The sequence below is a fragment of the Dolomitihabitans soli genome, from assembly GCF_022213955.1.
In the GTDB taxonomy this organism is placed as follows: domain Bacteria; phylum Actinomycetota; class Actinomycetes; order Streptosporangiales; family Streptosporangiaceae; genus Streptosporangium_A; species Streptosporangium_A soli.
Genome location: NZ_JAKNTW010000011.1, coordinates 14151 through 38181 on the forward strand (window position 1 = coordinate 14151; position 24031 = coordinate 38181).

Below are 24031 nucleotides of genomic sequence, written 5' to 3' on the forward strand. Positions count from 1 at the left end.
TTCGTGATGAACCCCGCCTCACCCGACCGGCCGAGGGTCGGCAGCCCCGCGTCCACCGAGGAACAACTCTCCCTGGTTAACGAGGCGAGCCGCCGGATCGGCAGCACGCTGGACCTGTGCCAGACGGGCCGTGAGCTGATGGAGGTGGCCGTGCCGCGCTTCGCCGACGCGGCCGGCATCTTCGTCCACGACCGGCTGGTCACCGAGGGCGACTTCCCCTCGCGGCCCACCGACGGGTCCGCGATCGTACGGCGCATCGCCATGGGCACGGCGGACCGGCCGGACGACTACCTGGCCGCCTTCCCCCTCGACGAGATCACGTCCTATCCGGCCTGGTCGCCCCACGCCCGGTGCATGGCGACCGCGAAGCCCATCCTCTATCCCCGGATGGACGCGGGCACCGCCCGGGACATCGCCATGTCGCGGCGGCGGCCCGCGGTCGCCCCGCTGCTGGCGAACTCCTCCTTCCTCGTCGTACCGCTCCAGGCCAGAGGCAGGGTGCTCGGCCTGGTGGTCTTCACCCGCACCGCGCCGAGCCCCGCCTTCCACCCGCAGGACGTGGCGCTCGCCGAGGAGTTGGCCGGCCGTACCGCGCTCTGCCTCGACAACGCCCGCCTGTACGACCGGGAGCGGCGCACCGCGCTCACTCTGCAGAGCAGCCTGCTGCCGGCCGACCTGCCCACCGCGCCGGGGCTGGAGATCGCCTCGCGCTACCTGCCCGCCAGCGACCTGACCGGCGTCGGCGGCGACTGGTACGACGTGATCCCGCTGCCCGGCCACCGGGTCGCCCTGGTGGTGGGCGACGTGATGGGCCACGGCACCAGGGCCGCCGCGACGATGGGCCAGCTCCGTACGGCGGCGCGCACCCTGGCGAGCATGGACCTCGACCCGCACGAGGTGCTGTTCCGGCTGAACCTCATGACCCAGGACCTGGACGCCACCCAGATCGCGACCTGCGTCTACGCCGTCTACGACCCGATCACGCACTCCTGCGCGATCGCCAGGGCGGGACACGTGCCGCCGGTGCTGCTCGGCCCCGACGGGCGCACCGAGCTGATCGACCTGCCGCCGGGGCTGCCGCTGGGCATCGGCGGCGACCCGTTCGAGATGCGCGAGCTGATCCTGCCGACCGGCAGCGTGCTCACGCTCTACACCGACGGGCTGGTCGAGAGCAGGGACCGCGACCTCGACTCCGGCATCAGGGACCTGCGGCGGTTACTGGAGTGCGCCCACGACGACCTGGAGGACCTGTGCGACGCCACGATCGCCACCCAGCGTCCCGGTGACGAGCGTGACGACATCGCCCTCATGCTCGCCCGGGTCCACGACCTCTCCCCCGCCGAGTTCGTCACCTGGACGCTGCCGTTCGACGCGCGGTCGGCCGGCGAGGCGAGACGCCTGGTCCGCGCCACGCTGCGCGCCTGGGGGCAGATCTCCATCCTGGACGCGACCGAGCTGATGGTCAGCGAACTCGTCGCGAACGCCGTCAACTACGGGACCGGGCCGATCGAGCTGCGCCTGCTGCGCGGCGCCACGCTGCTCTGCGAGGTCGCCGACCGGTCTCCGCAGCGTCCCACGCTGCTCCATCCCGACCTGGACGACGAGGCGGGCCGCGGGCTCAACCTGGTCAACCGGCTCGCCTACCGCTGGGGCAGCAGGCCCACGCCCATCGGCAAGATCGTGTGGTGCGAGGTTCGCCTGCCGTGAGCTCAGGGCAGAGTGGCAGCATGGCTGAGGAAGAGTACGACGTCATCGTGGTGGGTCTCGGACCGGGCGGCGAGGACGCCGCGGGGAGGCTGGCGGCGGCCGGGCTGCGGGTCGCCGGCGTGGAGGCGGGCCTGACCGGCGGCGAGTGCCCCTACTGGGGATGCGTGCCGTCCAAGATGATGATCCGGGCCGCCGATCTGATCGCGGAGACCCGGCGGGTCCCCGGGATGGCGGGCCGGTCGAGCGTGACGCCCGACTGGTCGCCGGTCGCCAGGCGGATCCGCGAGGAGGCCACCGACGACTGGGACGACAAGGTCGCGGTCGACCGCTTCATCGGCAAGGGCGGCCACTTCGTGCGCGGCCGGGGGCGGATCACCGGTCCCGGCGAGGTCACCGTCGACGGCGAACGGGTGTTGCGGGCCCGCAGGGGCATCGTGCTCGCCACCGGCACCGAGCCGGCCGTGCCCCCGATCCCCGGCCTGTCCGGCACGCCGTACTGGACCAACCATCAGGCGATCGAGACCGAGAGCGTGCCCGGGTCGCTGATCGTGCTCGGCGGCGGGGCGATCGGAGTCGAGCTGGCGCAGGTGTTCGCCAGGTTCGGGGCCTCGGTGACCGTGGTCGAGGCGATGGACCGGCTGATCCCGCTGGAGGAGCCGGAGGCGAGCGGGCTGGTCGCCGGCGCGTTCGAGCGCGACGGCATCGAGGTGCGGACCGGTGCGAAGGCGACCGGGGTATCCCATGACGGGCGGCTGTTCACGCTGGAGGTCAAGGGCGGCTCCGCCGTACGGGCCGAGCGGTTGCTGGTGGCGACCGGGCGGCGGACCGGTCTGGCGGCGCTCGGGCTCGGCGCGGTCGGGCTCGACGAGTCGGCCGGGTCGATCGAGACCGACGGGCGGATGCGCGCGGCGGAGGGCGTGTGGGCGCTGGGTGACATCACCGGCAGGGGTGCGTTCACCCACATGTCGATGTATCAGGCGAACATCGTGGTCAACGACATCCTGGGCGAGCCCGTGCACGATGCCGAGTATCACGCGGTGCCCCGGGTGACCTTCACCGACCCCGAAGTGGGCGCCGTCGGGCTGACCGAGGCGCAGGCCCGTGAGAAGGGGCTCGACGTCCGGGTGGCGACGACCGACCTGGCGGCCTCCGCGCGCGGCTGGATCTACCGCGCCGAGGGGCTCGTCAAGCTGGTGGCCGACGGCGCCACGCTGGTCGGCGCGACCAGCGTGGGTCCCTGTGGCGGCGAGGTGCTCGGGCTGCTCACCCTGGCCGTGCACGAGCGGGTGCCGGTGCCGCGACTCAGGGAGATGATCTACGCCTACCCGACGTTCCACCGGGCGGTCGAGGCCGCCCTGCACGAGCTCCGGTGACCTCCCCCGGCCCGCCGGTGATCAGTGGGATCGCCCAGCGGGTCTCCGGGTCGGCGTCCACGAGCAGCGCCCTGACCAGGGCGCTGAGCGGCACCGCGAGCACGGCGCCGAGCGGGCCGAGCACCAGGGTCCACACCAGCAGCGACATGATGGTGAGCGTGGTCGACAACCCCGCCGACCGCCCGGCGAACTTCGGCTGGATGAGTGACTGGATCACGAAGTTCAGCGCGCTGTAGATGACGATGACCCAGATCATGGTGACCGGTCCCGAGTCGAGCAACGCCAGCAGGGCGGGAGGCACCAGCCCGACGACGAACCCGATGTTGGGAATGTAGTTGGTGATGAACGCCAGCAGTCCCCACAACAGGGGCAACGGCACGCCGATCAGCCACAGGGCCAGCGCGTCGAGCACGGCCACGATGAGGCCGAAGACGCTGGTGACCACCAGGTAGCGGCAGGTGCCGCGGGCGAACTCGCGCAGCGCGCCGACCAGCTCGGGCCTGGCTGGGGCGAGGGCCCTGATGGCGTCCTGCAGGAAGGTGGCGTCCAGGCTCATGCCGTACGCCAGGAGGATGACCAGCAGGAGTGCCGTGGCGATGCCGAGCAGGCTGGTCAGCAGGCCCTGCGCGACCGCCAGGAGCCGGCCGGGGTCGATGCCGCGCAGCACCGCCTGGACCTGCTCCGGGGTGACGCCGAACGTGCCGAGCCACCGGGTCGCCTCCGCCAGCAGCGCGGTGTACTGCGTCGCGTAGGCCGGGAGCAGCGCCGCGAGCTGGGCGATCGAGATCGCCAGCGACGCGATCAGCGCCACGATCACCAGCAGGATCACCAGGAGCGGGACCGTGACCAGCAGCCACCCGGGCGCGCCCCTGCGGCGCAGCCAGACCCGCAGCGGGCTGACCGCGATGATCAGCGTCAGGGCGAGGAACGCGGGCCCCGCCACCTCGCTCACCGCCTGGATCCCGAACAGCACCAGCACGGCCGCGCCCATCCCGAGCAGCAGCCGCAGACCTCGCGAGAAGCTCATTCAGCACACTCTGTCGTAGAGAATGCACTATCTGTCACCGCCACGCCCGCGATAACATGCACGGTACATATGTCGCCGTTGGTTGGGAGAAGCCCCGCTTGACCGAGAATTCCCGCGCCAAGCTCGGCCCCATGGTCGCTGTCCTCTCCTTCAGCGGCATCGTCGTGTCACTCATGCAGACCCTCGTCGTGCCCCTCATCCCGGAACTGCCGCGGATGCTCGGCACCTCGCCCGCCAACGCGTCCTGGGTGATCACCTCCACCCTGCTGGCCGCCGCCGTGTGCAACCCGGTCGCCGGCCGCCTGGGCGACATGTACGGCAAGCGCCGCATGCTGATCATCAGCCTCGTCCTGATGGTCGCCGGTTCCACCGTGTGCGCGTTGAGCGGCTCGCTCGGCCCCGTCGTCGTCGGCCGGGTCTTGCAGGGCTGCGCGATCGGCGTCATCCCGCTGGGGATCAGCATCATGCGCGACGAGCTGCCGCCGGCCAGGCTCGGCCCGGCGATGGCGCTGATGAGCGCGACCCTCGGCGCGGGCGGCGCGATCGGGCTGCCGCTCGCCGCCTTCGTCGCCCAGCGGGCCGACTGGCACGCGCTGTTCTGGATGGCGGCCGGCGCGGGCGCGCTCAACCTCGTGCTCGTGCTGCTGTTCGTGGCCGAGTCGCCGCTGCGCGCCCCCGGCCGCTTCGACCTGCCCGGCGCGCTCGGGCTCACCGTCGGCCTGGTGTGCCTGCTCCTCGCGGTCTCCAAGGGCGGCGACTGGGGCTGGACGAGCCCGGTGACGCTTGCCCTGTTCGCCGGAGCGGCGGTGGTCCTGCCGCTGTGGGGCCGGCTGCAGCTCCGGACCCGGTCGCCCCTGGTCGATCTGCGCACCTCCGCGCGGCGTCCCGTGCTGCTGACCAACCTGGCCTCGGTGATGGTCGGGTTCTCGCTCTTCGCGATGTCCCTGATCGTCCCGCAGTTGTTGCAGGCTCCGCGGAGCACCGGTTACGGGCTCGGGCTCTCGCTACTGGACGCCGCGCTCTGCCTGGCGCCCGGCGGGCTGGTGATGATGCTCCTGTCGCCGGTGTCGGCCCGGGTGTCCGCCCGCTGGGGTCCCAAGACGGCGCTCGTCACCGGCTCCGCGATCATCGCGTGCGGATACACGGCGGGGCTGGGGCTGATGAGCGCCGCCTGGCAGGTGGTGATCACGGTGACGATCGTCTCGGTGGGCATCGGGCTCGCCTACTCCGCGATGCCCGCGCTGATCATGTCCGCGGTGCCGGTCACCGAGACCGCCGCGGCCAACGGGCTGAACGCGTTGATGCGGGCGGTCGGCACGGCCGTCTCCAGCGCGGTCATCAGCGTGGTGCTCGCTCAGATGACCATCGCCTCCGGGACGGCTCCCTCGCTCACCGGGCTGCGGGTCGCGCTGGTCCTCGGCGCGGCCGCGGCGGCCGTCGGACTGCTCATCGCCCTGGCGATCCCGGCCCGCCGCGGGGCTAGCGCGGCCACCCGGGAGACGGCGACGGCCACCACTCCCTAGACCCGCTCAAGATGGCGGGCCCGACCGGCGTACGGCCCACGTGAACTGCTGGAACCCCGGGCACACGATGGCCCGGCCCCGTCGCTCGACCGCGGCATCGTGCGACGGGGCGCCGGCGCGTCAGCGAGCCGTGGGCCTCTTGCCGTGGTTCGCCTTTCTCTTCTTCCGTGCCCGGCTCTTGCGCGCGCGTCGTGCCATCCGCACACCGCCCTTCGTCGGGTTCTGGACTTCCACACTCCCTCGCGGACGCGTGTCAGACAAGACCCAAGCCCACGCGTCACCACGATCCAACATCTGTTGTGTCATAATTTGGGGGAATCTGTTTGAAGGAGAGATCCATGCTCGCCCAGCAGCGCAGGCAGGCGATATTGGAGCGCGTTCGCGCGAGCGGCGGCGCCCGGGTCGCCGACCTGGTGCGGGAGCTCGGCGTCTCCGACATGACCATCCGCCGCGACCTGGAGGTCCTGGCCGGTCGCGGGCTGGTCTCCAAGGTCCACGGCGGAGCGACCGCCGCCGGTCCCGGATCCACCGAGGAGCCGGGGTTCACCGCCAAATCCGCCCGGCAGCAACCGGAGAAGGACACCATCGCCCGGCTGGCCGCCGCACTCGTACGGCCGGGCACCGCCGTCGCGCTCTCCGCCGGCACCACCATCTGGACCCTCGCCCACCATCTGGTCGACGTGCCCGAGCTCACCGTCATCACCAACTCCATCCGCGTCGCCGACGTCTTCCACCGAGTCCCCAGGGCCGACCGCACGGTGGTCCTCACCGGCGGCGTGCGCACCCCCTCCGACGCGCTGGTGGGTCCGGTCGCGGTGGCCGCGATCCGGCGGCTGCACGTGGACACGCTCTTCCTCGGCGTACACGGGATGAGTTCCCGCGCCGGATTCACCACTCCCAACCTGCTGGAGGCCGAGACCGACCGGGAGCTCGTCGCCTCGGCCCACCGGCTCGTCGTGCCCGCCGACCACACCAAGTGGGACACGATCGGGATAGCCACGATCGCGGAGCTCGCCGAGGCGCACGTGGTGATCAGTGACGAGGGGTTGCCCGACGAGGCCAGGGAGACCTTGGCCGGCCAGGTCGGCGAGCTGATCATCGCGGACCACACCAACGCAGGAGAAAATTCGTGAAGCGCACCGTCACCCATCTCGCCGACGGCCGGGAGATCATCTACTTCGACCGGCGTGACGACGCCGACCGCGGCGCGATCGACGAGCGCGACCTGCCGCCCCGCCCGCTCGCCTCCGAACTGCGGCACGATCCGCTCACCGACGAGTGGATCGCGATCGCCGGCCACCGGCAGACCCGCACGTTCCTGCCCCCTGCCGACGAGTGCCCGCTCTGCCCCTCCAAGCCCGGCCATCTGACGGAGGTCCCCGCCGCGGAGTACGACGTGGCGGTCTTCGAGAACCGCTTCCCCTCCTTCTCGGCCAACCTCGGCGACTACCCGCAGCGAGGCGGGCTGAGCGAGGTCCGACCGGGCCTTGGCCGCTGCGAGGTGGTCTGCTTCACCGCCGACCACAACGCGTCCTTCTCCTCGCTCTCACCCGACCAGGTCGACCTGGTCATCGAGGCCTGGGCCGACCGTACGGCGGAGCTGTCCGCGATGCCCGGCGTCGAGCAGGTGTTCTGCTTCGAGAACCGGGGCGCCGAGATCGGCATCACGCTGGCCCACCCGCACGGCCAGATCTACGCGTATCCCTATGTGACCCCGCGTACCAGGCAGATGCTGGCCGTGGCCGAGCGGCACCGGCAGCGCACGGGCGGCGACCTGTTCGCCGAGGTGCTGGCGGCCGAGCGGGAGGCGGGTGTCCGCGTGGTGGCGGCCAACGCGCACTGGACGGCGTTCGTGCCCGCCGCGGCCCGCTGGCCGTTCGAGGTGCACTTCTACCCGCACCGGAAGGCGCCCGACCTGGGCTCCCTGAGCCCCGCCGAGCGCGCCGCCTTCGGCCCGCTCTACACCGAGGTGCTGCGCCGGCTCGACGGGCTGTTCGACGTCGCGATGCCCTACGTGGCGGCCTGGCACCAGGCGCCGGTCCGGCAGGGGCGTGATCTCGCCTATCTCCACCTGGAGTTGTTCAGTATCCGGCGCGCGGCGGGCAAGCTGAAGTATCTGGCAGGATCGGAATCGGCGATGGGCGCGTTCGTCAACGACGTGCTGCCGGAGGAAGCGGCCCGCATGCTGCGAGGCAGTCACGAAATGATCTCTATCTGATTTCATTTTAATGTCGCGTGACCAGCAGTTTGCCACTACCATCCTCACACATCGGCCTCACCAGCCGAATCGCCTAATACCGGGCGCCTCGCCCGGGAACCGGGGACCCACCGCACATGGGGTGAATCCACGGCACCTCAGCCGTGGTAGGGCGCACCATAACTCTTCCGCCCGAACCCGTCAGCTAACCCGGTCGGCGAGAGGAGAGGAGTGTGCGTGGCGGCTCTGTCCCCCACGTTTCGTCGTCATGCCGCGATCACGGCCTGCGTGCTGGCCACCGCCGGAGCCTTGGCTCTCGGCCCGGCCGGCGCCGGTATGGCGGAACCAAAACCGACCAAGTCAGAGCTCAAAGCCGAGCTCGGGCAGCTCAATAAACGAGTGGACACGCTGATCGAGGATTACAACGCCAAACGCGTGGCACTCGCCGAGGCCCAGAAGACGGAGAAGAAGGCCAAGAAACGGCTCAACGCGGCCGATGACGCCTACGAACGCGCCGCGAAGGAGGTCGGCAGCATCGCCAGGCTGCGTTACGAGGTCAGCGACAGCACGGTGCCCGCGCTGCCGACGGGCGAGAGCATGGGCGGCGCCGCCCTGCTGGAGCAGATGGCCGCCGAGCAGACCGCGCACCTGCAGGGTTTCTCCACCGCGCGCGACAGCAGGAAGAAGGCGGCCGACGAGGCAGCCGCCCTCACCACGAAGATCCGCCTCCAGGCGGAAGACGTGGACCGGAAGCGCAAGGACGCCGAGAAACTGATCGATCAGATCGAGAAGAAGCTCGATCAGCTCATCCCCACCGGAACGGGCAAGCGTTCCGACGGCAGCTGGGCTCCGGAACTACCCGTGGGCAGCGACAACATCACCCCCCGCACGCGCCTGATGCGCGACGAGATCAAGGATCGCTTCAAGCTCTCCACCGTGGGCTGCTACCGGGTCGACAACATGGGCGAGCACCCGCTCGGCCGCGCCTGCGACTTCATGCTCAGCTCCGGCGGCGCGATGCCCGGGGCCGCACGGGCCGCGCTCGGCGACCAGATCTCCGCCTGGACCATCAAGAACGCCCGCAAACTGGGCGTCAAGTACGTGATCTACAAGCAGCGCATCTACAACATCGGCTCCCCCGGCTGGCGCGGCATGTCGAATCGCGGCAGCGTCACCGAGAACCACTTCGACCACGTCCACGTCTCGATGTACTGAGCGGGCGGGCCTTCGGCTGGACACCGTTCGGCTCGCTGCCCTTCGGCCGGCGGGCAAGGCCCGCCTCCGGACGTTTGCCTTCTCAGCGCGGCAGAGCGGTGACGAGGGTGCGCTGAGCCAGGCTTCGACGGGGCCACCGGCGCCCGGTGAGGGCGCCGGCATGGACGCCCGGCTGATCAGTCGTCCAGCGCCTTGGCGATGATCTGGTCGAGGGACCCCGGGTCGGCCGGCTGTGCCACGGTCGCCTCGGCGAACCTGGTGATGAGCCGGGCGAACGTCTCGCGGTCCGACGGCTCCCAGTCGGCGATGAGGCGGTCGAGGTAGGAGCGGCGGAAGCGGGCGACGGCGTCGAGGACCCGGCGTCCCGGCTCGCTCAGCACCAGCCGGACCCGCCTGGCGTCGATCTGCGAGGTCTCCCGCTCGACGAACCCGGCGGCGATCGCGTCGTTGACCAGCCTGCTGGCGGTGGAGGGGTCGACGTCCATGTGCTCGGCGACCGCGCCGACGGTCACCTCGGAGCACTCCTGGCCCAGCCGGTAGACCGCGCTGGTCACCATGACGTTGGACATCTGGATGGGCCTGGTGGGGGCACCGGCCCTGCGGGCACGCAATGGCCGGGCCCACATCCTGCGCAGGCGGAAGAGCGCGACGTCGATGACGGCTCCGGCTGTGCTCTGCTCGACTTCCACGCCCTCAGGCTATCACCAATATGTGTAGGCTACACATAATGTAGATCATCCCGCCAGGCGGATCGGGTTGACCAGGTCCGCGTACATCAGCAGCCCAGCCATAATGATCATGATGAACGCCATCGCGTAGGTCAGCGGCAGCGCCTTGGCGATGTCGACGTGACCGGGCGTGGGCCGCCTGGCGATCCTGGCGAACCCGCGCTTGACCCCTTCCCAGAGGCCGCCCGCGACATGCCCGCCGTCCAGCGGGAGCAACGGGATCAGGTTGAACATGCCCATCGCCAGGTTGAACCCGGCGAGCAGGTTGATGAAGAAGGCGATCTTGTTCTCGACCGGCGCCTGCGACGCCGCGACCTCTCCGCCGATCCGCCCCGCGCCGATGACGCCGATCGGGCCGTTGGGATCGCGCTCGTCTCCGGAGAACGCGGCGTTCCACACGCCGACCATCTTCTCGGGGAGCCGGACGAGGGCGCCCGCCGTGGCCACGGTGAGGCTCCACATGTGCTCGCCGACCGCGCCGATGCTCTGCCGCTGGATCTCGATGACCGGCGAGACGCCCAGATAGCCGACGCCCTTCTCGATCTTTCCCGGCTCGTCGAGCGACTCGCGGTCCTGCGCGATGAGCGTGGCGTTCAGCGACAGCCGCGCACCGCCGCGCTCGATGCCGATGACCGCGGGGCCCGCCCGCTCCGCGCGGATCGCCCTGGTCGCTTCCTCCCAGGTCTCGGTCGGCTTGCCGGCGACCGAGATGATGCGGTCGCCGGGGCGCAGGCCGGCCGCCGCGGCCGGGCTGGCCTTGTCCGCGGTCGTGCAGTCGGGGTTCTTGGCCATCTGCTCCGCCGTCTTCACGCACTTGGGCACGTTCGACAGCACCGTCTGCTCGGTCTGGACGCCGAAGCCCATCAGCACCACGGCGAACAACACGAAGGCGAGCACGAAGTTCATCGCCGGGCCGCCGAACATGATGATGACCTTCTGCCACCACGGCTTGCGGTAGAAGACCCGGTTCTCGTCGCCGGGGCGGATCTCCTCCAGCGACACCTCACGGGCGGCGTCGATCAGTCCCTGGAACGGGCCGGTCCGGCTGGAGCGCAGCTTGGTCGGATCGTCGCCCGGCCGCGGCGGCAGCATCCCGATCATGCGGATGTAACCGCCGAACGGGATCCACTTCACGCCGTACTCGGTCTCGCCCTTCTTGCGGGACCACAGCGTGGGCCCGAACCCCACCATGTACTGCGGCACCCTGACGCCGAAGCGCTTGGCGGGGACGAGGTGACCGATCTCGTGCAGGCCAATGGAGATCATCAATCCGATCAGGAAGATGACGAGTCCCGCAACGTAGAGCCAGACCACCGTGGAAACCCCCGTTACCGAGAAGTCGCGAAGTACCCATTGTCAGGCTAGCCGAATCACGGCCTTTGCCGACCATCCACTGGCTCACGGCCGCCAGATGAGAATCAGCGCGCAGTCGTCGTTGTGCCCCGCGGACATGGAGTTGACCAGGGTGCGGGCGCCGTCGCGGAATCCCGAGGGCAGCAGCCGCTCGGCCTCGCCCAGCAGCCGGTCGAGCCCAGCGTCGATGTCGCGCCCCGGCTGCTCGATCAGGCCGTCGGTGTAGAGCATCAGCGCGTCGCCCTTGCGCAGCACCCCGCTGTCGGGCTCGCAGTGCAGGTCAGGGACCACTCCGAGGACCACGCCCTTGGCGGTGGCCACCCGCCAGGTGCCGGTGCCCGCCTCGAACTTCACCACCGGAGGATGCCCGGCGGAGGTGATGACGTAGTCGCCGGTGGAGAGATCGAGGCTCAGATGAACCGCGGTGACGAAACCCTCACCTTCGCGTTGCCTGTGCAGATAGGTGTTGCAGGCCGGCAGGAACTCGGTGACCGAGCCGAGCAGCCCGCCGAAGGTGCCCGAGAGCATCAGCGCCCTGGTACCGGCGTCGACCCCCTTGCCCGAGACGTCGACCAGGGCGAGCTCCAGCCGGTTCCCCTCGCGCATGGACACCAGGAAGTCGCCGCCGAAGGACGAGCCGCCCGCCTGTTTGAGCACCACCTTGGTGCCCCAGTCCTTGGGCAGCGAGGGCATCTCGCTCTGGCTCTTGAGCCGGTCGCGCAGTTCGAGCAGCATCGCGTCGCCGCGCAGCCCCTGCACCCCGAGTTTGCCCCGGGTGCGGGCCATCAGCGCGGACAGCACGATGGTGAACCCCAGCGTGACCAGCAACCCCGGGCCGACGTGCGGCAGCCCGCGCATCACGCCGACGTAGCCGAGCACGACCACCACGGCGCACACCAGCCCGAACAGACTCCGCAACCGGAGCTGCAACCCGCCCACCAGAGTGATCAGGATCAGCAGCGAGGGCGAGAACCACTCGGTGGACACGCGCGCGGCGAGAACGCCGGTCACCAGGGTGAGGGCGACCAGCGTGAGCAGCAGATTGCGGTCTCGGGCGAGTGGCCCGCGGCGGACGAAGCGCACGATCCGCACCAGGAGCGGCACTCGGACCAAGACCGCACGGAGCCGTGGAGGGATCAGCGGCACCGGACGGGAACTCATGATGCGCCTGACTGTATCGGTCTATCCCTTGATTGGGCAGCCCACTTGACCAAGACCTTGATCATTAGACGACCGATCAGGCACCGATATCCGGTGGCCTTCCCCAGGTCAGCAGTCCTACCGTGGCCAAATGGACACGTTCTCCATCAGACCCTACGCCGACTCCGAGTGGGCGGACCTCGCACGCGTCGACCAGGAGGCGTTCAACACCACGGACCCCGCCGGGCTCACCGCCCGCTACAAGTCCCTGATCGAGTTCGAGCGCAGTCTCGGCGCCTTCGACGGGGGCCAGGCGGTCGGCGCGGCGGCGGCGCTCACCTTCACCATGACCGTGCCCGGCGGTCCCCTGCCCGTGGCGGGCGTGACCGCGGTGGCCGTGCTGCCCTCGCACCGGCGCCGGGGCATCCTGACCGCCCTCATGCGACGCCAGCTCGACGACCTGCACGAGAACGGCGAGGCCGTCGCGGCGTTGTACGCGTCGGAATCCGCGATCTACGGCAGGTTCGGGTACGGCAGAGCCTCCGACCAGCTGACCTTCACCATCCCCACCCGGAGCTCCCGGTTCGTCCCGGGCGCCCCCGTGGACGAGCGGCTGCGCAGCCGCCTGGCCGAACCGGCCGAGACACGCGAGGAACTGGAGAGGATCTACGACACGGTGCTGGCCGGGCGGCCGGGACACTTCGCGCGTACCTCCACCCGCTGGGACCACGTCCTCGCCGACGAGGACTTCGACCGTGCGGGCACCGGCCACCTGCGGTGCCTCCTCGTAGAGGACGACGAGGGAGCCCGCGGATACGCCCTCTTCCGGATCAAAATGGACTGGACCGGCCACGCCGTACCCGACGGAGAGATCCGGGTGAACGACCTCTACGCGACGGACCCCGCGGCGTACGCGCTGCTCTGGCGCGGCCTGCTCGACCGCGACCTGGTCGCCCGGGTCAGGGCGCCGAACCGCCCGGTGGACGACCCGCTCATCCACCTGCTGGCCGACCCCCGCAGGTCGGTCCCGGCCTGGGGGGACGAACTGTGGATCCGGCTGGTGGACGTCGGCCGGGCGCTGCCCGCCCGCGCCTATGCCGCGCCGGTCGATCTGGTGATCGAGGTCGCCGACCCGCTGTGCCCGTGGAACGAGCGACGCTGGCGGCTGTCCGCCGACGAGTCGGGCGGGGTCTGCGAGGCCACGTCGGCCGCCGCCGACCTGACCCTTGCGGTCGCCGCGCTGGGCGCCGGCTATCTGGGCGGCCGGCCGCTCACGGCGCTGGTCGCGAGCGGCGCGATCGGGGAGATCACCCCGGGCGCCGTGCGACGGCTCTCCACCGCGATGTCGTGGGACCCCCGCCCGTGGTGCGGTCAGGTGTTCTAGAGTCGCGGGTATGGCGCTGCAGAGCTTACAGATCACCGTGACCACCGCGATGCGCGCACGTGACGTCTCGCGGCCCACCGCCGAGGAGCAGGAGGCCGCCGACGGCCGTCCGCTGCGAGACGAAGCGCCGCGGCGCGACTCACGCCGCAGCAGAAGCTGAGCGAAAGCTCGCAGCGTGAGCTGAGCGCCCATTCAGAGCAAGAGCCGAGCGGACGCTCGTGGAGAAGCTGAGCGGACGCCCAGAGCAAGAGCTGAGCGGACGCTCAAACGGCAGAAGCTGAGCGGACGCTCAGAGCAGCAGTTGAGCGCCCACTCAGAGCAAGAGTTGAGCGGACGCTCGTAGTAGAGGCTGAGCGGATGCTCACGGCAGCGAGGGAAGCTGGCCGATCGTCTCGTAGGACGCGATCTGGGCGATGCGCCGGCTGTGCCGCTCGCTACCGGAGAAGGACGTGCCGAGGAACACCTCGACGAACCTGGTCGCCTCCTCCGCGGAGTGCATCCGGGCGCCGACGCTCACCACGTTGGCGTTGTTGTGCTCGCGGGCCAGCGTGGCGGTCTCCTCGCTCCACGCGAGCGCGGCGCGGATCCCGCGCACCTTGTTGGCCGCGATCTGCTCGCCGTTGCCCGAGCCGCCGATCACCACGCCCAGGCTGCCCGGATCCTCGGCCACGCCCTGGGCCGCGCGCAGCACGAAGGTCGGATAGTCGTCCTCCGCGTCGTAGACGAACGGACCACAGTCGATGACCTCGTGTCCGTGCTCCTTCAACCAGGAGGACAGGTGGTTCTTGAACTCATAGCCGGCATGATCGGCACCGATGTAGACGCGCACCCGCCCAGTCTTTCAGGTTCGAACGTCGAGCACGACCCGGCGCCCACTAGAGTAAGAGCTGCTACTGGCAAACAGTCCTTACAGGAGAACGCTCCATGCGTGACATCCGAGTGATCGGCGACCCGGTCCTGCGCACCCCCGCCACGCCTGTCACCGACTTCGACCGCGACCTCCGCCGTCTGATCAACGAGATGTTCGCGGCGATGTACTCGGTCGACGGCGTCGGACTGGCGGGCCCGCAGATCGGCGTGTCACGCCGCCTGTTCGTCTACGACATCAGCGGCAGGAAGGGGCACCTGATCAATCCCGAGGTGACCGTGGACGACCCCGAGCCGATCGTCGACGAGGAGGGCTGCCTGTCGGTGCCCGACCGCGCCAAGGGCTCACCGCTCTACGCGCCGACGCCGCGCGCCGCCGGGGTCACCGCCACAGGATTCGACAAGCTGGGACGGCCACTGCGGATCAAGGCGAGAGGGACGCTCGCACGCTGCTTCCAGCACGAGAACGACCATCTCAACGGCGAGCTCTACGTCGACAGGCTGCCCAGGGAGACCGCCCGCGCGGTGCTTCTCCAGGCCCCCTGACCAACCTCGCCGGCTACATCTGCAGCGACTTGACCTCCAGATACTCCTCCAGGCCGAACTCGCCGAGCTCCCTGCCGATCCCCGACTGCTTGTACCCCCCGAACGGCGCGAGCGGGTTGAACGAACCGCCGTTGACCGCGACCTGCCCGGTGCGCAGCTGCCGCGCGAGCGCCACGGCCCGCTCCTCGCTCCCCGCCCAGACCGCCCCCGCCAGCCCGTACGGCGTGCCGTTCGCGATTCGCACGGCCTCGTCCTCGCGGGTGTAGGGGATGATCGAGAGCACCGGACCGAAGATCTCCTCCTGCTCGATGGTCATCCCGGCGGCCACTCCGGCGAAGACCGTGGGCAGCACGTAGAAACCGCGCTCGTGCGGGCGTTCGGTGCCTCCGGTCACCAGCCTGGCGCCCTCCTCCTCGCCGCGGTTGATGTAGCGGACCACCCGCTCCCGCTGCGCGGCGGAGACCAGCGGGCCGAGCCTGGTCCCCTCCTCGAACGGATCGCCGACGGTGTACTTCTCCGCGGCCGCGACGGCCATGGCGACGATCTCGTCGTACTGGTCCCGGTGGACGATCATGCGGGTGAGGGCCGAGCAGGTCTGGCCGGAGTTGATGAACGCGTTCGCCACGCCCACCTTGACCGCGACCGCCAGGTCGGCGTCGGGCAGGATCACGTTGGCCGACTTGCCGCCCAGCTCCAGCGCCACCCGCTTGACCGTCTCCGCCGCCAGCGCGGCGACCCTGCGCCCGGCGCGCGTGGAGCCGGTGAAGGAGACCATGTCCACCGCGGGGTGGGCGGCGATGGCCTCGCCCACGACCGGCCCGCGACCGCTGACCAGGTTGAACACCCCGGGGGGCAGCCCGATCTCGTCGAAGATCTCGGTCAGCGCGTACGCGGCGAGGGGGGCCACCTCACTCGGCTTGAGCACCACGGTGCAGCCGGCGGCGAGCGCGGGCGCGACCTTGCACACGATCTGGTGCAGCGGGTAGTTCCACGGCGTGATCGCGCCGACCACGCCGACCGGCTCCTTGATGATCCGGGAGTTGCCGATCCGCCCGCCGTCGAAGTCGTAGGTCTCGGCGAGCTGGGCGAAGGAGGCGAGGACGCCCGCGGGCATCAGGGTCTGCACCTTCAGCGCCATGCCGTACGGGGCGCCCATGTCGGTGGCGATGAGCCGTGCGATCCGATCGGAACGTTCCTTGAGCAGGCCGGCCGCGGCGGCGAGCAACTTGCCGCGCTCCGCGGGGGCGGTGGCCGACCAGCCGGGGAAGGCGGCGGCGGCCGCGGCGGCCGCGGCCTCCACGTCGTCGGGGGAACCGGCGGGCACCCGGTCCACGATCTCCTCGGTGGCGGGGTTGACGACATCGATGCCCTCGCCTGACGTCGACGCCGCCCATGCTCCGTTCAGATACAGCTGACGCATGTGCCCATCCTTACCCGAGGACCGGTATCTGGCGAGGGCGCGGGGCACCGCCCTCGCCGACGACACTATGACGTCAGCCCCGCGCCCACCGCCGATACCGGAGATCCGCCGGTCAGTCGAAGATCGGGGAGCGGGTGCGCGACCTCTTCAGTTCGAAGAACCCGTCGGTGCCCGCCACCAGGAGCACCCCGTCCCAGAGCCGGCCCGCCGCCTCGCCGCGCGGCACCGGGGTGACGACCGGCCCGAAGAAGGCGATCCTGCCCGCCGCGCCTTCGACCGCGATGACCGGCGTGCCGACCTCCTGCCCGACCAGTGTGATGCCCTCGGTGTGGGAGCGGCGCACCTGCTCGTCGAAGTCCCCGGAGTCGATGGCGTCGACCAGGCCGACGTCGAGGTCAGCGGCTCGCAGGGCCTCGGCGATCGTCTCCCGCAACGTCGACCGGTCCGCCAGTCTGCCGTCGTTGTGGAAGCGGGTGCCGAGCTCGGTGTAGAGGCGGCCGAGCACGCCCTCGCCGTACTTCTCCGCGGCCGCGGCGAGCACGCGGACCGGGCCCATGGCGTCCTTGAGCATCGCACGGTAGTCGCTGGAGATGTCCTTGTCCTCGTTGAGGACGCTGAGGCTCATGATGTGCCAGCGCGGCTCGATCGGGCGAACACGCTCGACCTCCAGGAGCCAGCGAGAGGTCATCCACGCCCACGGGCAGAACGGATCGAACCACAGATCCACGGGGATACGCTCGGTCATCATTGACTCCTTGACTACGACACCGGTTTACACCCGGACATAACCCGATCTTCCAGGTGCGACATTCCCCTGCCTGTCGTGGCAGGATTCACACATCCGTTCCGCAACGGCGCGGAAGGACGGGGCGTGATGACGCTGTGTTAAAAAGGAGTGGATGTGGCAGGCAATCTCACCCGTGACGAGGCCCGGGAGCGTGCCCGGCTGCTGAAGGTCCAGGCTTATGCCGTCGAGCTCGACCTCACCGAGGGCGAGGACCGGTTCGAGAGCGTGACCACGGTTCGTTTCTCGACCGGCCGGCCGGGGGCCACGACCTTCATCGATCTGGCGGGTGGTCACCTGCGGCATGTCACGCTCAACGGCACCGCGCTCGACATCTCGGCCTACGACGCCGAGCGGGGTCGTTTCCCACTGCCCGGCCTGGCCGCGGAGAACGAGCTGGTGGTGGACGCCGACTGCGCGTACATGCGCACCGGCGAGGGGCTGCACCGTTTCGTCGACCCGGTCGACCAGAACGTCTATCTGCACACGCAGTTCGAGACGGCTGACGCCCACCGGATGTACGCGTGCTTCGACCAGCCGGACCTGAAGGCCACCTTCGAACTGACCGTGCTCGCGCCCGCCGCCTGGGAGGTCGTCTCCAACGCCACCCCCGACGGTGTCGAGTCGATGGCCGAGCACCAGGGCAGGCACGGCACCCTGCAGGCCGCCAGGCGCTGGCACTTCCCCACGACTCCGGTGATGTCCACCTACATCACCGCCCTCGTCGCCGGGCCGTACCAGAAGGTGACCGACGAGCACGACGGCATCCCGCTGGGGATCTACTGCCGCTCCTCGCTCGCCGAGCACCTCGACCCGGAGAACATCTTCGAGGTCACCAAGCAGGGCTTCGACTTCTACCACAAGGTTTTCGGGGTCCGGTATCCGTTCGGCAAGTACGACCAGCTCTTCGTCCCCGAGTTCAACGCGGGCGCGATGGAGAACGCGGGCTGCGTGACGTTCCTGGAGGACTACGTCTTCCGCTCGCGGGTCACCGACGCGATGGTGGAGCGCCGCGCGGAGACGATCCTGCACGAGATGGCGCACATGTGGTTCGGCGACCTGGTCACCATGCGCTGGTGGGACGACCTGTGGCTGAACGAGTCGTTCGCCACCTACATGTCGGTGCTCTGCCAGGCCGAGGCCACCCGCTGGGGGCAGGGGGCCTGGACCACCTTCGCCAACGTGGAGAAGTCCTGGGCCTACCGTCAGGACCAGCTCCCCTCGACGCACCCGATCGCCGCCGACATCCCGGACATGCAGGCGGTCGAGGTCAACTTCGACGGCATCACGTACGCCAAGGGCGCCTCGGTGCTCAAGCAGCTCGTCGCCTACGTCGGCATCGACAACTTCCTGGCCGGCGTCCGCGACTACTTCGCCGAGCACGCCTGGGGCAACACCTCCCTGGCCGATCTGCTCACCGCCCTGGAGCGCACCTCGGGCCGCGAGTTGTCGTCGTGGTCGAAGGAATGGCTGGAGACCGCCTGGGTGAACACCCTGCGCCCGGCGTTCGAGACCGACGACGAGGGCAGGTTCACCGGCTTCGACGTGCTGCAGGAGGCCCCGTCGACGTACCCGACGCTGCGCTCGCACCGCGTCGCCATCGGGCTGTACACCCTGTCCGGCGGCGAGCTGAAGCGGACCAGGCGGATCGAGCTCGACATCGTCGGCGCCCGTACGGCGGTGCCCGAACTCATCGGCGAGACCCAGCCCGACCTGATCCTGCTCAACGACGACGACCTGACGTACGCCAAGGTCAGGCTCGACGCCCGCTCGCTGCGCACCCTGGTCGAGGGCGGCATCTCCCGCTTCGAGGAGTCCCTGCCCCGGGCGCTCTGCTGGTCGGCCGCCTGGGACATGACCCGTGACACCGAGATGGCGGCCCGCGACTACGTCAAGCTGGTCATGTCCGGTGTCGCGTCCGTGACGGACATCTCGGTCGTCCAGACCGTGCTCCGCCAGGCACGCCTCGCCGTTCAGCAGTACGCGGACCCGGAATGGCGGGTCGCCGGGCTCGACCTGCTGGCCGGCGCCCTGCGTGAGCTGATCGGCACGGCCGCGCCGAGCTCCGACCATCAGCTCGCCTACGTCAACGCGTTCTCGCAGGTGGCCACTTCCGACCACGACCTGGCCTTCCTCCGTGCCATCCTGGACGGCGTGGGGGCGCCGGCCGGGCTCGTCGTCGACACCGACCTGCGCTGGACCCTGATCCGGTCGCTGGTGTCGGGTGCGGTGCTGGACCAGGCCGACATCGACGCCGAGCTGCTGCGCGACGCCACGGCCACGGGTGAGCGCTCGGCCGCGATGTGCACCGCCGCCCTCCCGACCGAGGCGGGCAAGGCCGCGGCCTGGGCGAGGATCGTCGGCGGCGAGCTGAGCGGCGCACTGCTCCGATCGACGGTCCTGGGCTTCATGGACCCGCACCACGCGGCGTTGCTGGACCCCTACCGCGAGAAGTACTTCGCCGAGGTCGGCGACCTCTGGAAGCGCTGGACCTCCGACATGGCGCAGACCTTCGCGACCGGCTGCTATCCGGCGCTGCGGATCGAGCAGAGCACCGTGGACGCGACCGAGTCGTACATCGCCGCCGCCGAGCCGCCGCACGCGCTGCGCCGTCTCCTGCTCGAAGGCTCCGACGGCGTCAGCCGCGCGCTCCGGGCCAGGGCGAGGGACGCCGCCGCCGGGTGACCGAGCCGGACGGAAGGGATCGGCCCGGTCACGGGCCGATCCCTTCTCGGTGACGGCGGTTGCCGCAAGATCGGCCGTGTGTTTATCTATCCCGTGACTCCGGCGGCCGTCCGGTGGACAATGGCACTTCGGTGCGTCTCGGGGAGCTGTTGATGAAGAGACCGGTGCGCAGGGCGCCCCTTGCGCTCGATCCCGTCCTGATCATCGGCACGAGTCTGTCGATCGTCCTGGCCGTGATCTTCTACGTTCGCGAGGACGCCGCACAGGCGCTCGGCACCGTCGCGGGCCTCATCGGCGGAGTCATCACGCTGCAGATCCAGACCCTGCTGCGGGAACAGCGCCGGATCGACCACGAGACGCGCGTGGGCGCCATGGTCGCCACGATCGAGAAGATCGCCTGGTTGTCGGACCTCATGGAGCCGATGCTGCGGGCCGCCAAGCACGTGGAGCGGGAGTTCAAGGACACCCCGGCCGAGGCCGCCTGCCGCGCGGCCTTCGAGGAGTGCCTGCGTACCCTCGCCGACCTGGAACGCGGCCACTTCCGCGCGCCGTACGGCGACAACAGCGTGTTCCACGGCCTGATCACCAACAGCCGGCGGTCCATGTGCGTGACCAGCGTCCCCTCCGTCGATCTCGACTGGTGGCTGGAGCCGGTCGGCCGGCAGTACTGGCAGGCTCAGGTCGACGCGCTGAAGCGCGGGATCGAGATCCGCCGGGTCTTCATCTACCAGGAGTGGTCCGACGCTCTTGACGCGCTGGCCCGTGAGCAGGTGGCGGCGGGTGTCAAGGTGCGGCGGGTGCACATCGACCGGTTGCCTCCGCACATGCGGGTGATCACCGGGGTCTGGGACGACTCCTGCGGCCACGAGCTGAGCTACACGGCGGGCGGCGAGGCCGTACACGACACCTTCACCGTCTCGCCGCCCGACCTGGAGCGGCTGATGCGGCAGTTCGAGATGATCGAGCGAAGTGCCGTGGAGCTCGACGAGCCCACCGCTCAGGGCAGCGGCGCGCGCACCTCCTGATCGCGCTCGGCGGCGGCCGGGCGCCGCGCCCGCAGCCCGTCGACGGTGAGCACGGCCAGGGCCGCCCACAGCAGCGCGAACCCGGCCCAGCGGGTCTGCGACATGGCCTCCCGGAAGACGAGCACCCCGAGGAGGAACTGCACGGCCGGCTCGATGTACTGCAGCATGCCCGTCGAACTGAGCGGGATGCGGGTGGTCGCCGCGCCGAACAGCAGCATCGGCACCACCATGACGAACCCTGCCCCGATGCCCAGCCAGGTGTTCAGCGCCGAGACGTGGCCGAAGGTCGCGTGCCCGGTCCACTGGAGCACCACGAGATAGCCGAGCGCGGGCAGGAAGAGCACGCCGGTCTCCACCAGCAGGCCCTCGCCGGCTCCGGCGTTCACGTGCTTCTTGATCAGGCCGTAGGTGCCGAAGGTGAGCGCGAGGCCGAGCGCGATCCACGGCGGCCGGCCGTAGTCGACGGTGAGCACGACGACGGTGACCAGGCCCAGCGCGACGGCCGCCCACTGCCAGGGGCGCAACCGCTCGCGATAGACGATCACCCCGAAGGCGATGCTGACCAGCGGGGTGATGAAGTAGCCGAGGGAGGCGTCCACGACCTGGCCGTTCATCGTCGCGTAGATGAACATGGCCCAGTTGACCGAGGTGAGCACGCCCGCCAGGACGAGCAGGCCGAGGTGCCTGCGGTTGCGCAGCAGGGCCGGCACGCGGGACCAGCGGCGGGCGAGGAGCACCACCGCGACGATCACCGCCAGGGACCACACGATCCGCAGAGCCACGATCTCCAGCGGCCCGGTCGGCTCCACGAGCGGCCAGTAGAGGGCCGACAATCCCCAGAGCACATACGCGGCGGCGCCGAGGAGGATCCCGCGCCGGCTCTCAGACATTGCTGCCAGCGTAACCGGTCGCCTTCGTCATCGCGGCGGCGTGGGGATCATGTGTCGATCCGCCCCCCGGTTCCGGGGTGGGTGCCGACCGTGATGCCCGTACGGCAGGCCACGCCGGAGCCGCGCGCCGCACCTGGCGCGGTCCGCGGGGTCAACGCTGCTCACGTGCGGGCGCCGATCACCGTCACGGCGAAACGCTGGAGTGGTTTCTTCGGTTCCAAACCCCAGTGGGTGGACGTGATGTCCTGGATGGGGTGCGTGGTGATTTGGTGGTAGTGGGGGCTTATGTCGATCCACTCTCGCGGGCGTGGGATCGTGGGTCGATGGACTCGGCACACGAACTGCTGATCGAACTCGCCAGACGGCACGCGTTCGCCGACCTCGGGGCGCTGGCCGCCCGGGTCCTCCCCAACGCGGAGGAGATCGCGGACGTGTGCGAGTTCGGCCAGCGCCTGCTGTCACTCGACGCCGAGGACTTCGCGGTCGAGGCGCACGCCGTACCCTCCGGGCTGCGACGGCGGGCCCGTGCCTGCCACATGCCGCAGACGCCGCGTGAGCAGCCGCGGGGGGCGCTCACCTCGCTCAGGCCGGCCTACGCGCTGCTCCTTGAGGTGATCGCGGTCAGATGGCACCGGCGCGAGATGAGCCCGATGATGGCGGCCCTGCACATCGCCAGCGAGTACCTCCCGCTGCTGGCCTTCGAGCCGGTGCTCGGCCATGCGGGGGACCCGGCGGAGTGGCCGGCCGGGCTCAACGCGCCGGGCAGCAGGTTCGGCGTGATCGGTGACCGCGACTGCGACCACACCAAGGCCGAGCAGTCCGCCGCGAACCGCACCCTGCGGGTGGCGACGGAGCCCGCCGAGGGGTGGCGCGCCTACTTCGACCGGCAGCACAGCCAGGTGGCCGGCGCGTTCGCCACCTGCGTGGCGACGTGCCGCAACCCGTGCACCGCGATGGACTGGGTCGCCCCCGCCGACCGCGAGCCGCTGGCGCTACGCGCCAAGGTGGCCCTGGCGTTCGCCGACACCCCTCTGGTCCGGCTGCGCCACGCCGCGCCCGTCGGCCACGGGTTCGGCGTGCCGTCGCCGGAGGAGGTGCTGTCCGCCTGGGAGCGCAGCCGTGCCGTACTCGACAAGAACGCGGTGGGCCGGGCGGCCACCCGCGACGACGGCTTCCCGATCCGGGGTCTGTCCGCGTTGTTCTCCGCCGTCGCCGGGGCGGTCGTCGAGCCCGCCACCCTGCTCGACGACATCGCCGATCATCTGGTCGCGCGGATGTCCTAGCGTCTCGGCACGGGCAGCAGGGCCAGGTGCTCGCTGGTCACCAGGTCGAAGCGGAGGGCGAGCGAGACCAGGGCGTGCCGCTGCCAGTCGGCCTTGCCCTCGCCATCGCTAGGCCGCTTGACGTGCAGCTTCTTCTCGGCGAGGTAACCGATGTGGAACCCGATGGCGGTCCGGCTCAGCCCCATGTCGGGCAGCCGCTCGATGATCTCCGGGATGGTCGGGATCCGGGAGGAGGAGGGATCGCGCAGCCTCGGCTCGCAGAGCGCGACCAGGATGCGGAAGTACTTGGCCTCCTGGTCGAGCGGGTAGGCGGTCAGGGTCTCCGCGCCGACGTTGGAGCGTCCCGCCGGGGCGTGCACGTGCTGCGGCGCGAACACCAGGAAGGAGACGCTGCCGTCCACCGCCGGCAGCGAGACCCGGGAGAACTCGAACGGGATGGGCGCGCCCATCCGGCCGGGCGGGATCTTGACGAACTCGCCGCCGCCCTCCGGGTTCTCCACCACGTAGGTCTTGGCCCCGCTGAGGTTCGAGAGCAGCCAGTAGTCGCCGACGGCGGCGATCTGCCCGGCCTGCCGCGACACCGCGGGGTCCTCGATCGCGATGTCCACCGGCGTGCCCGGAGCCCCCCGGCCGAAAACGGCCCGCTGCCCGGGTTCGAGCTCCAGAGAGTAGGGCCGGTCGGGACTCGGCACCGCGGAGAGTTGGATCAGAATCGTGCTGTGCACCAGCGAGACCTTACTCGTGCGTCACCGGATATCCATCGGGTGTCTCTTTGTAGCCGAATGTGTGGGTTCATTCGGTCTCCTGTTCTACAGATAGGAGTCGAGACGACATCATCCACCACGCGGAGCGGCCGAAGAAAGCTGGCAGCTGACAGGTTGAAT

At 70.2% G+C, this 24031-nt stretch carries 22 protein-coding genes and 1 riboswitch; of the genes, 12 read left to right on the top strand and 10 right to left on the bottom strand.

What is annotated here, in order from left to right; translation table 11 throughout:
• Window positions 1–6: 6 nt before the first annotated feature.
• Complete coding sequence (locus tag MBA17_RS23690) at window positions 7–1707, top strand: ATP-binding SpoIIE family protein phosphatase (protein WP_238499023.1); 1701 nt, start codon at window positions 7–9, stop codon at window positions 1705–1707.
• A gap of 20 nt (window positions 1708–1727) precedes the next feature.
• The gene (locus MBA17_RS23695) at window positions 1728–3080 is read left to right on the top strand and encodes a dihydrolipoyl dehydrogenase family protein (RefSeq protein ID WP_238498750.1); all 1353 of its coding nucleotides are present in this window, start codon (window positions 1728–1730) and stop codon (window positions 3078–3080) included.
• On the opposite strand, the gene MBA17_RS23700 is transcribed toward MBA17_RS23695, so the two are convergent.
• Window positions 3010–4107, bottom strand: a complete 1098-nt coding sequence (locus MBA17_RS23700) for an AI-2E family transporter (RefSeq protein ID WP_238498751.1) — start codon at window positions 4105–4107, stop codon at window positions 3010–3012. The two genes, MBA17_RS23695 and MBA17_RS23700, sit on opposite strands and share 71 nt — an antisense overlap.
• 98 nt (window positions 4108–4205) lie before the next feature.
• On the opposite strand from MBA17_RS23700, the gene MBA17_RS23705 reads away from it, so the two are divergent.
• Window positions 4206–5630, top strand: a complete 1425-nt coding sequence (locus MBA17_RS23705; RefSeq protein ID WP_455432830.1) for an MFS transporter — start codon at window positions 4206–4208, stop codon at window positions 5628–5630.
• Window positions 5631–5750: 120 nt separating this feature from the next.
• Here MBA17_RS23705 and MBA17_RS50530 read toward each other — a convergent pair whose 3' ends face one another.
• Window positions 5751–5936 (bottom strand): 50S ribosomal protein bL37, encoded by a 186-nt coding sequence (locus MBA17_RS50530; protein WP_455432831.1) that lies wholly within the window; start codon window positions 5934–5936, stop codon window positions 5751–5753.
• A 32-nt stretch (window positions 5937–5968) separates the two neighbouring features.
• Here MBA17_RS50530 and MBA17_RS23710 point away from each other — a divergent pair, with 32 nt between their 5' ends.
• The 3 genes from MBA17_RS23710 (at window position 5969) to MBA17_RS23720 (ending at window position 9042) form a co-directional block, all read left to right on the top strand.
• Entirely contained in the window at window positions 5969–6763 is a 795-nt protein-coding gene (locus MBA17_RS23710; RefSeq protein ID WP_238498752.1) for a DeoR/GlpR family DNA-binding transcription regulator, read from the top strand.
• The gene (galT, locus tag MBA17_RS23715) at window positions 6760–7848 is read left to right on the top strand and encodes a galactose-1-phosphate uridylyltransferase (RefSeq protein WP_238498753.1); all 1089 of its coding nucleotides are present in this window, start codon (window positions 6760–6762) and stop codon (window positions 7846–7848) included. The genes MBA17_RS23710 and galT overlap by 4 nt, the downstream gene beginning before the upstream one ends.
• Before the next feature lie 60 nt (window positions 7849–7908).
• A riboswitch (cyclic di-AMP (ydaO/yuaA leader) is annotated at window positions 7909–8061 on the top strand.
• A gap of 3 nt (window positions 8062–8064) precedes the next feature.
• Window positions 8065–9042, top strand: a complete 978-nt coding sequence (locus MBA17_RS23720; protein ID WP_238498754.1) for a coiled-coil domain-containing protein — start codon at window positions 8065–8067, stop codon at window positions 9040–9042.
• 176 nt (window positions 9043–9218) lie between these two features.
• On the opposite strand, the gene MBA17_RS23725 is transcribed toward MBA17_RS23720, so the two are convergent.
• From MBA17_RS23725 to MBA17_RS23735, 3 genes are all read right to left on the bottom strand, one after another.
• Complete coding sequence (locus MBA17_RS23725; protein WP_238498755.1) at window positions 9219–9731, bottom strand: MarR family winged helix-turn-helix transcriptional regulator; 513 nt, start codon at window positions 9729–9731, stop codon at window positions 9219–9221.
• Window positions 9732–9776: 45 nt separating this feature from the next.
• Window positions 9777–11084: a M50 family metallopeptidase gene (locus MBA17_RS23730; protein WP_455432832.1), complete on the bottom strand. Its 1308-nt coding sequence runs from the start codon at window positions 11082–11084 to the stop codon at window positions 9777–9779.
• Window positions 11085–11168: 84 nt separating this feature from the next.
• On the bottom strand, window positions 11169–12284 hold the full coding sequence (locus MBA17_RS23735; protein ID WP_238498757.1) for a SpoIIE family protein phosphatase: 1116 nt from the start codon (window positions 12282–12284) through the stop codon (window positions 11169–11171).
• A 130-nt stretch (window positions 12285–12414) separates the two neighbouring features.
• On the opposite strand from MBA17_RS23735, the gene MBA17_RS23740 reads away from it, so the two are divergent.
• Together MBA17_RS23740 and MBA17_RS23745 are read left to right on the top strand one after the other, a co-directional pair.
• Window positions 12415–13647: a GNAT family N-acetyltransferase gene (locus tag MBA17_RS23740; RefSeq protein ID WP_238498758.1), complete on the top strand. Its 1233-nt coding sequence runs from the start codon at window positions 12415–12417 to the stop codon at window positions 13645–13647.
• Between the two features lie 10 nt (window positions 13648–13657).
• Entirely contained in the window at window positions 13658–13807 is a 150-nt protein-coding gene (locus MBA17_RS23745) for a hypothetical protein (protein WP_238498759.1), read from the top strand.
• Between the two features lie 201 nt (window positions 13808–14008).
• Here MBA17_RS23745 and MBA17_RS23750 read toward each other — a convergent pair whose 3' ends face one another.
• The gene (locus MBA17_RS23750) at window positions 14009–14476 is read right to left on the bottom strand and encodes a ribose-5-phosphate isomerase (RefSeq protein WP_238498760.1); all 468 of its coding nucleotides are present in this window, start codon (window positions 14474–14476) and stop codon (window positions 14009–14011) included.
• A gap of 95 nt (window positions 14477–14571) precedes the next feature.
• Between MBA17_RS23750 and def the strand changes: the two genes are divergently transcribed.
• Window positions 14572–15060 carry a peptide deformylase gene (gene def, locus MBA17_RS23755; RefSeq protein WP_238498761.1) on the top strand — a complete coding sequence of 163 codons (489 nt, stop codon included), beginning with the start codon at window positions 14572–14574 and terminating at the stop codon, window positions 15058–15060.
• Window positions 15061–15073: 13 nt separating this feature from the next.
• Here def and MBA17_RS23760 read toward each other — a convergent pair whose 3' ends face one another.
• Both MBA17_RS23760 and MBA17_RS23765 read right to left on the bottom strand, forming a co-directional pair.
• Window positions 15074–16480, bottom strand: coding sequence for an aldehyde dehydrogenase family protein (locus tag MBA17_RS23760; protein ID WP_238498762.1), 1407 nt, complete (start codon window positions 16478–16480; stop codon window positions 15074–15076).
• Window positions 16481–16592: 112 nt separating this feature from the next.
• Entirely contained in the window at window positions 16593–17228 is a 636-nt protein-coding gene (locus MBA17_RS23765; protein WP_455432834.1) for a mycothiol-dependent nitroreductase Rv2466c family protein, read from the bottom strand.
• Window positions 17229–17381: 153 nt separating this feature from the next.
• On the opposite strand from MBA17_RS23765, the gene pepN reads away from it, so the two are divergent.
• Both pepN and MBA17_RS23775 read left to right on the top strand, forming a co-directional pair.
• Entirely contained in the window at window positions 17382–19949 is a 2568-nt protein-coding gene (pepN, locus tag MBA17_RS23770) for an aminopeptidase N (RefSeq protein WP_238498764.1), read from the top strand.
• Between the two features lie 152 nt (window positions 19950–20101).
• Window positions 20102–20974 carry a hypothetical protein gene (locus tag MBA17_RS23775; protein WP_238498765.1) on the top strand — a complete coding sequence of 291 codons (873 nt, stop codon included), beginning with the start codon at window positions 20102–20104 and terminating at the stop codon, window positions 20972–20974.
• On the opposite strand, the gene rarD is transcribed toward MBA17_RS23775, so the two are convergent.
• Entirely contained in the window at window positions 20947–21864 is a 918-nt protein-coding gene (rarD, locus tag MBA17_RS23780) for an EamA family transporter RarD (protein WP_238498766.1), read from the bottom strand. The genes MBA17_RS23775 and rarD overlap by 28 nt on opposite strands.
• Before the next feature lie 323 nt (window positions 21865–22187).
• On the opposite strand from rarD, the gene MBA17_RS23785 reads away from it, so the two are divergent.
• A complete protein-coding gene (locus MBA17_RS23785; protein ID WP_238498767.1) occupies window positions 22188–23147 on the top strand; it encodes a hypothetical protein in 960 nt (319 codons plus the stop codon).
• Here MBA17_RS23785 and MBA17_RS23790 read toward each other — a convergent pair.
• Window positions 23144–23872 carry an FHA domain-containing protein gene (locus MBA17_RS23790; protein ID WP_238498768.1) on the bottom strand — a complete coding sequence of 243 codons (729 nt, stop codon included), beginning with the start codon at window positions 23870–23872 and terminating at the stop codon, window positions 23144–23146. The two genes, MBA17_RS23785 and MBA17_RS23790, sit on opposite strands and share 4 nt — an antisense overlap.
• Between the last annotated feature and the right edge of the window lie 159 nt (window positions 23873–24031).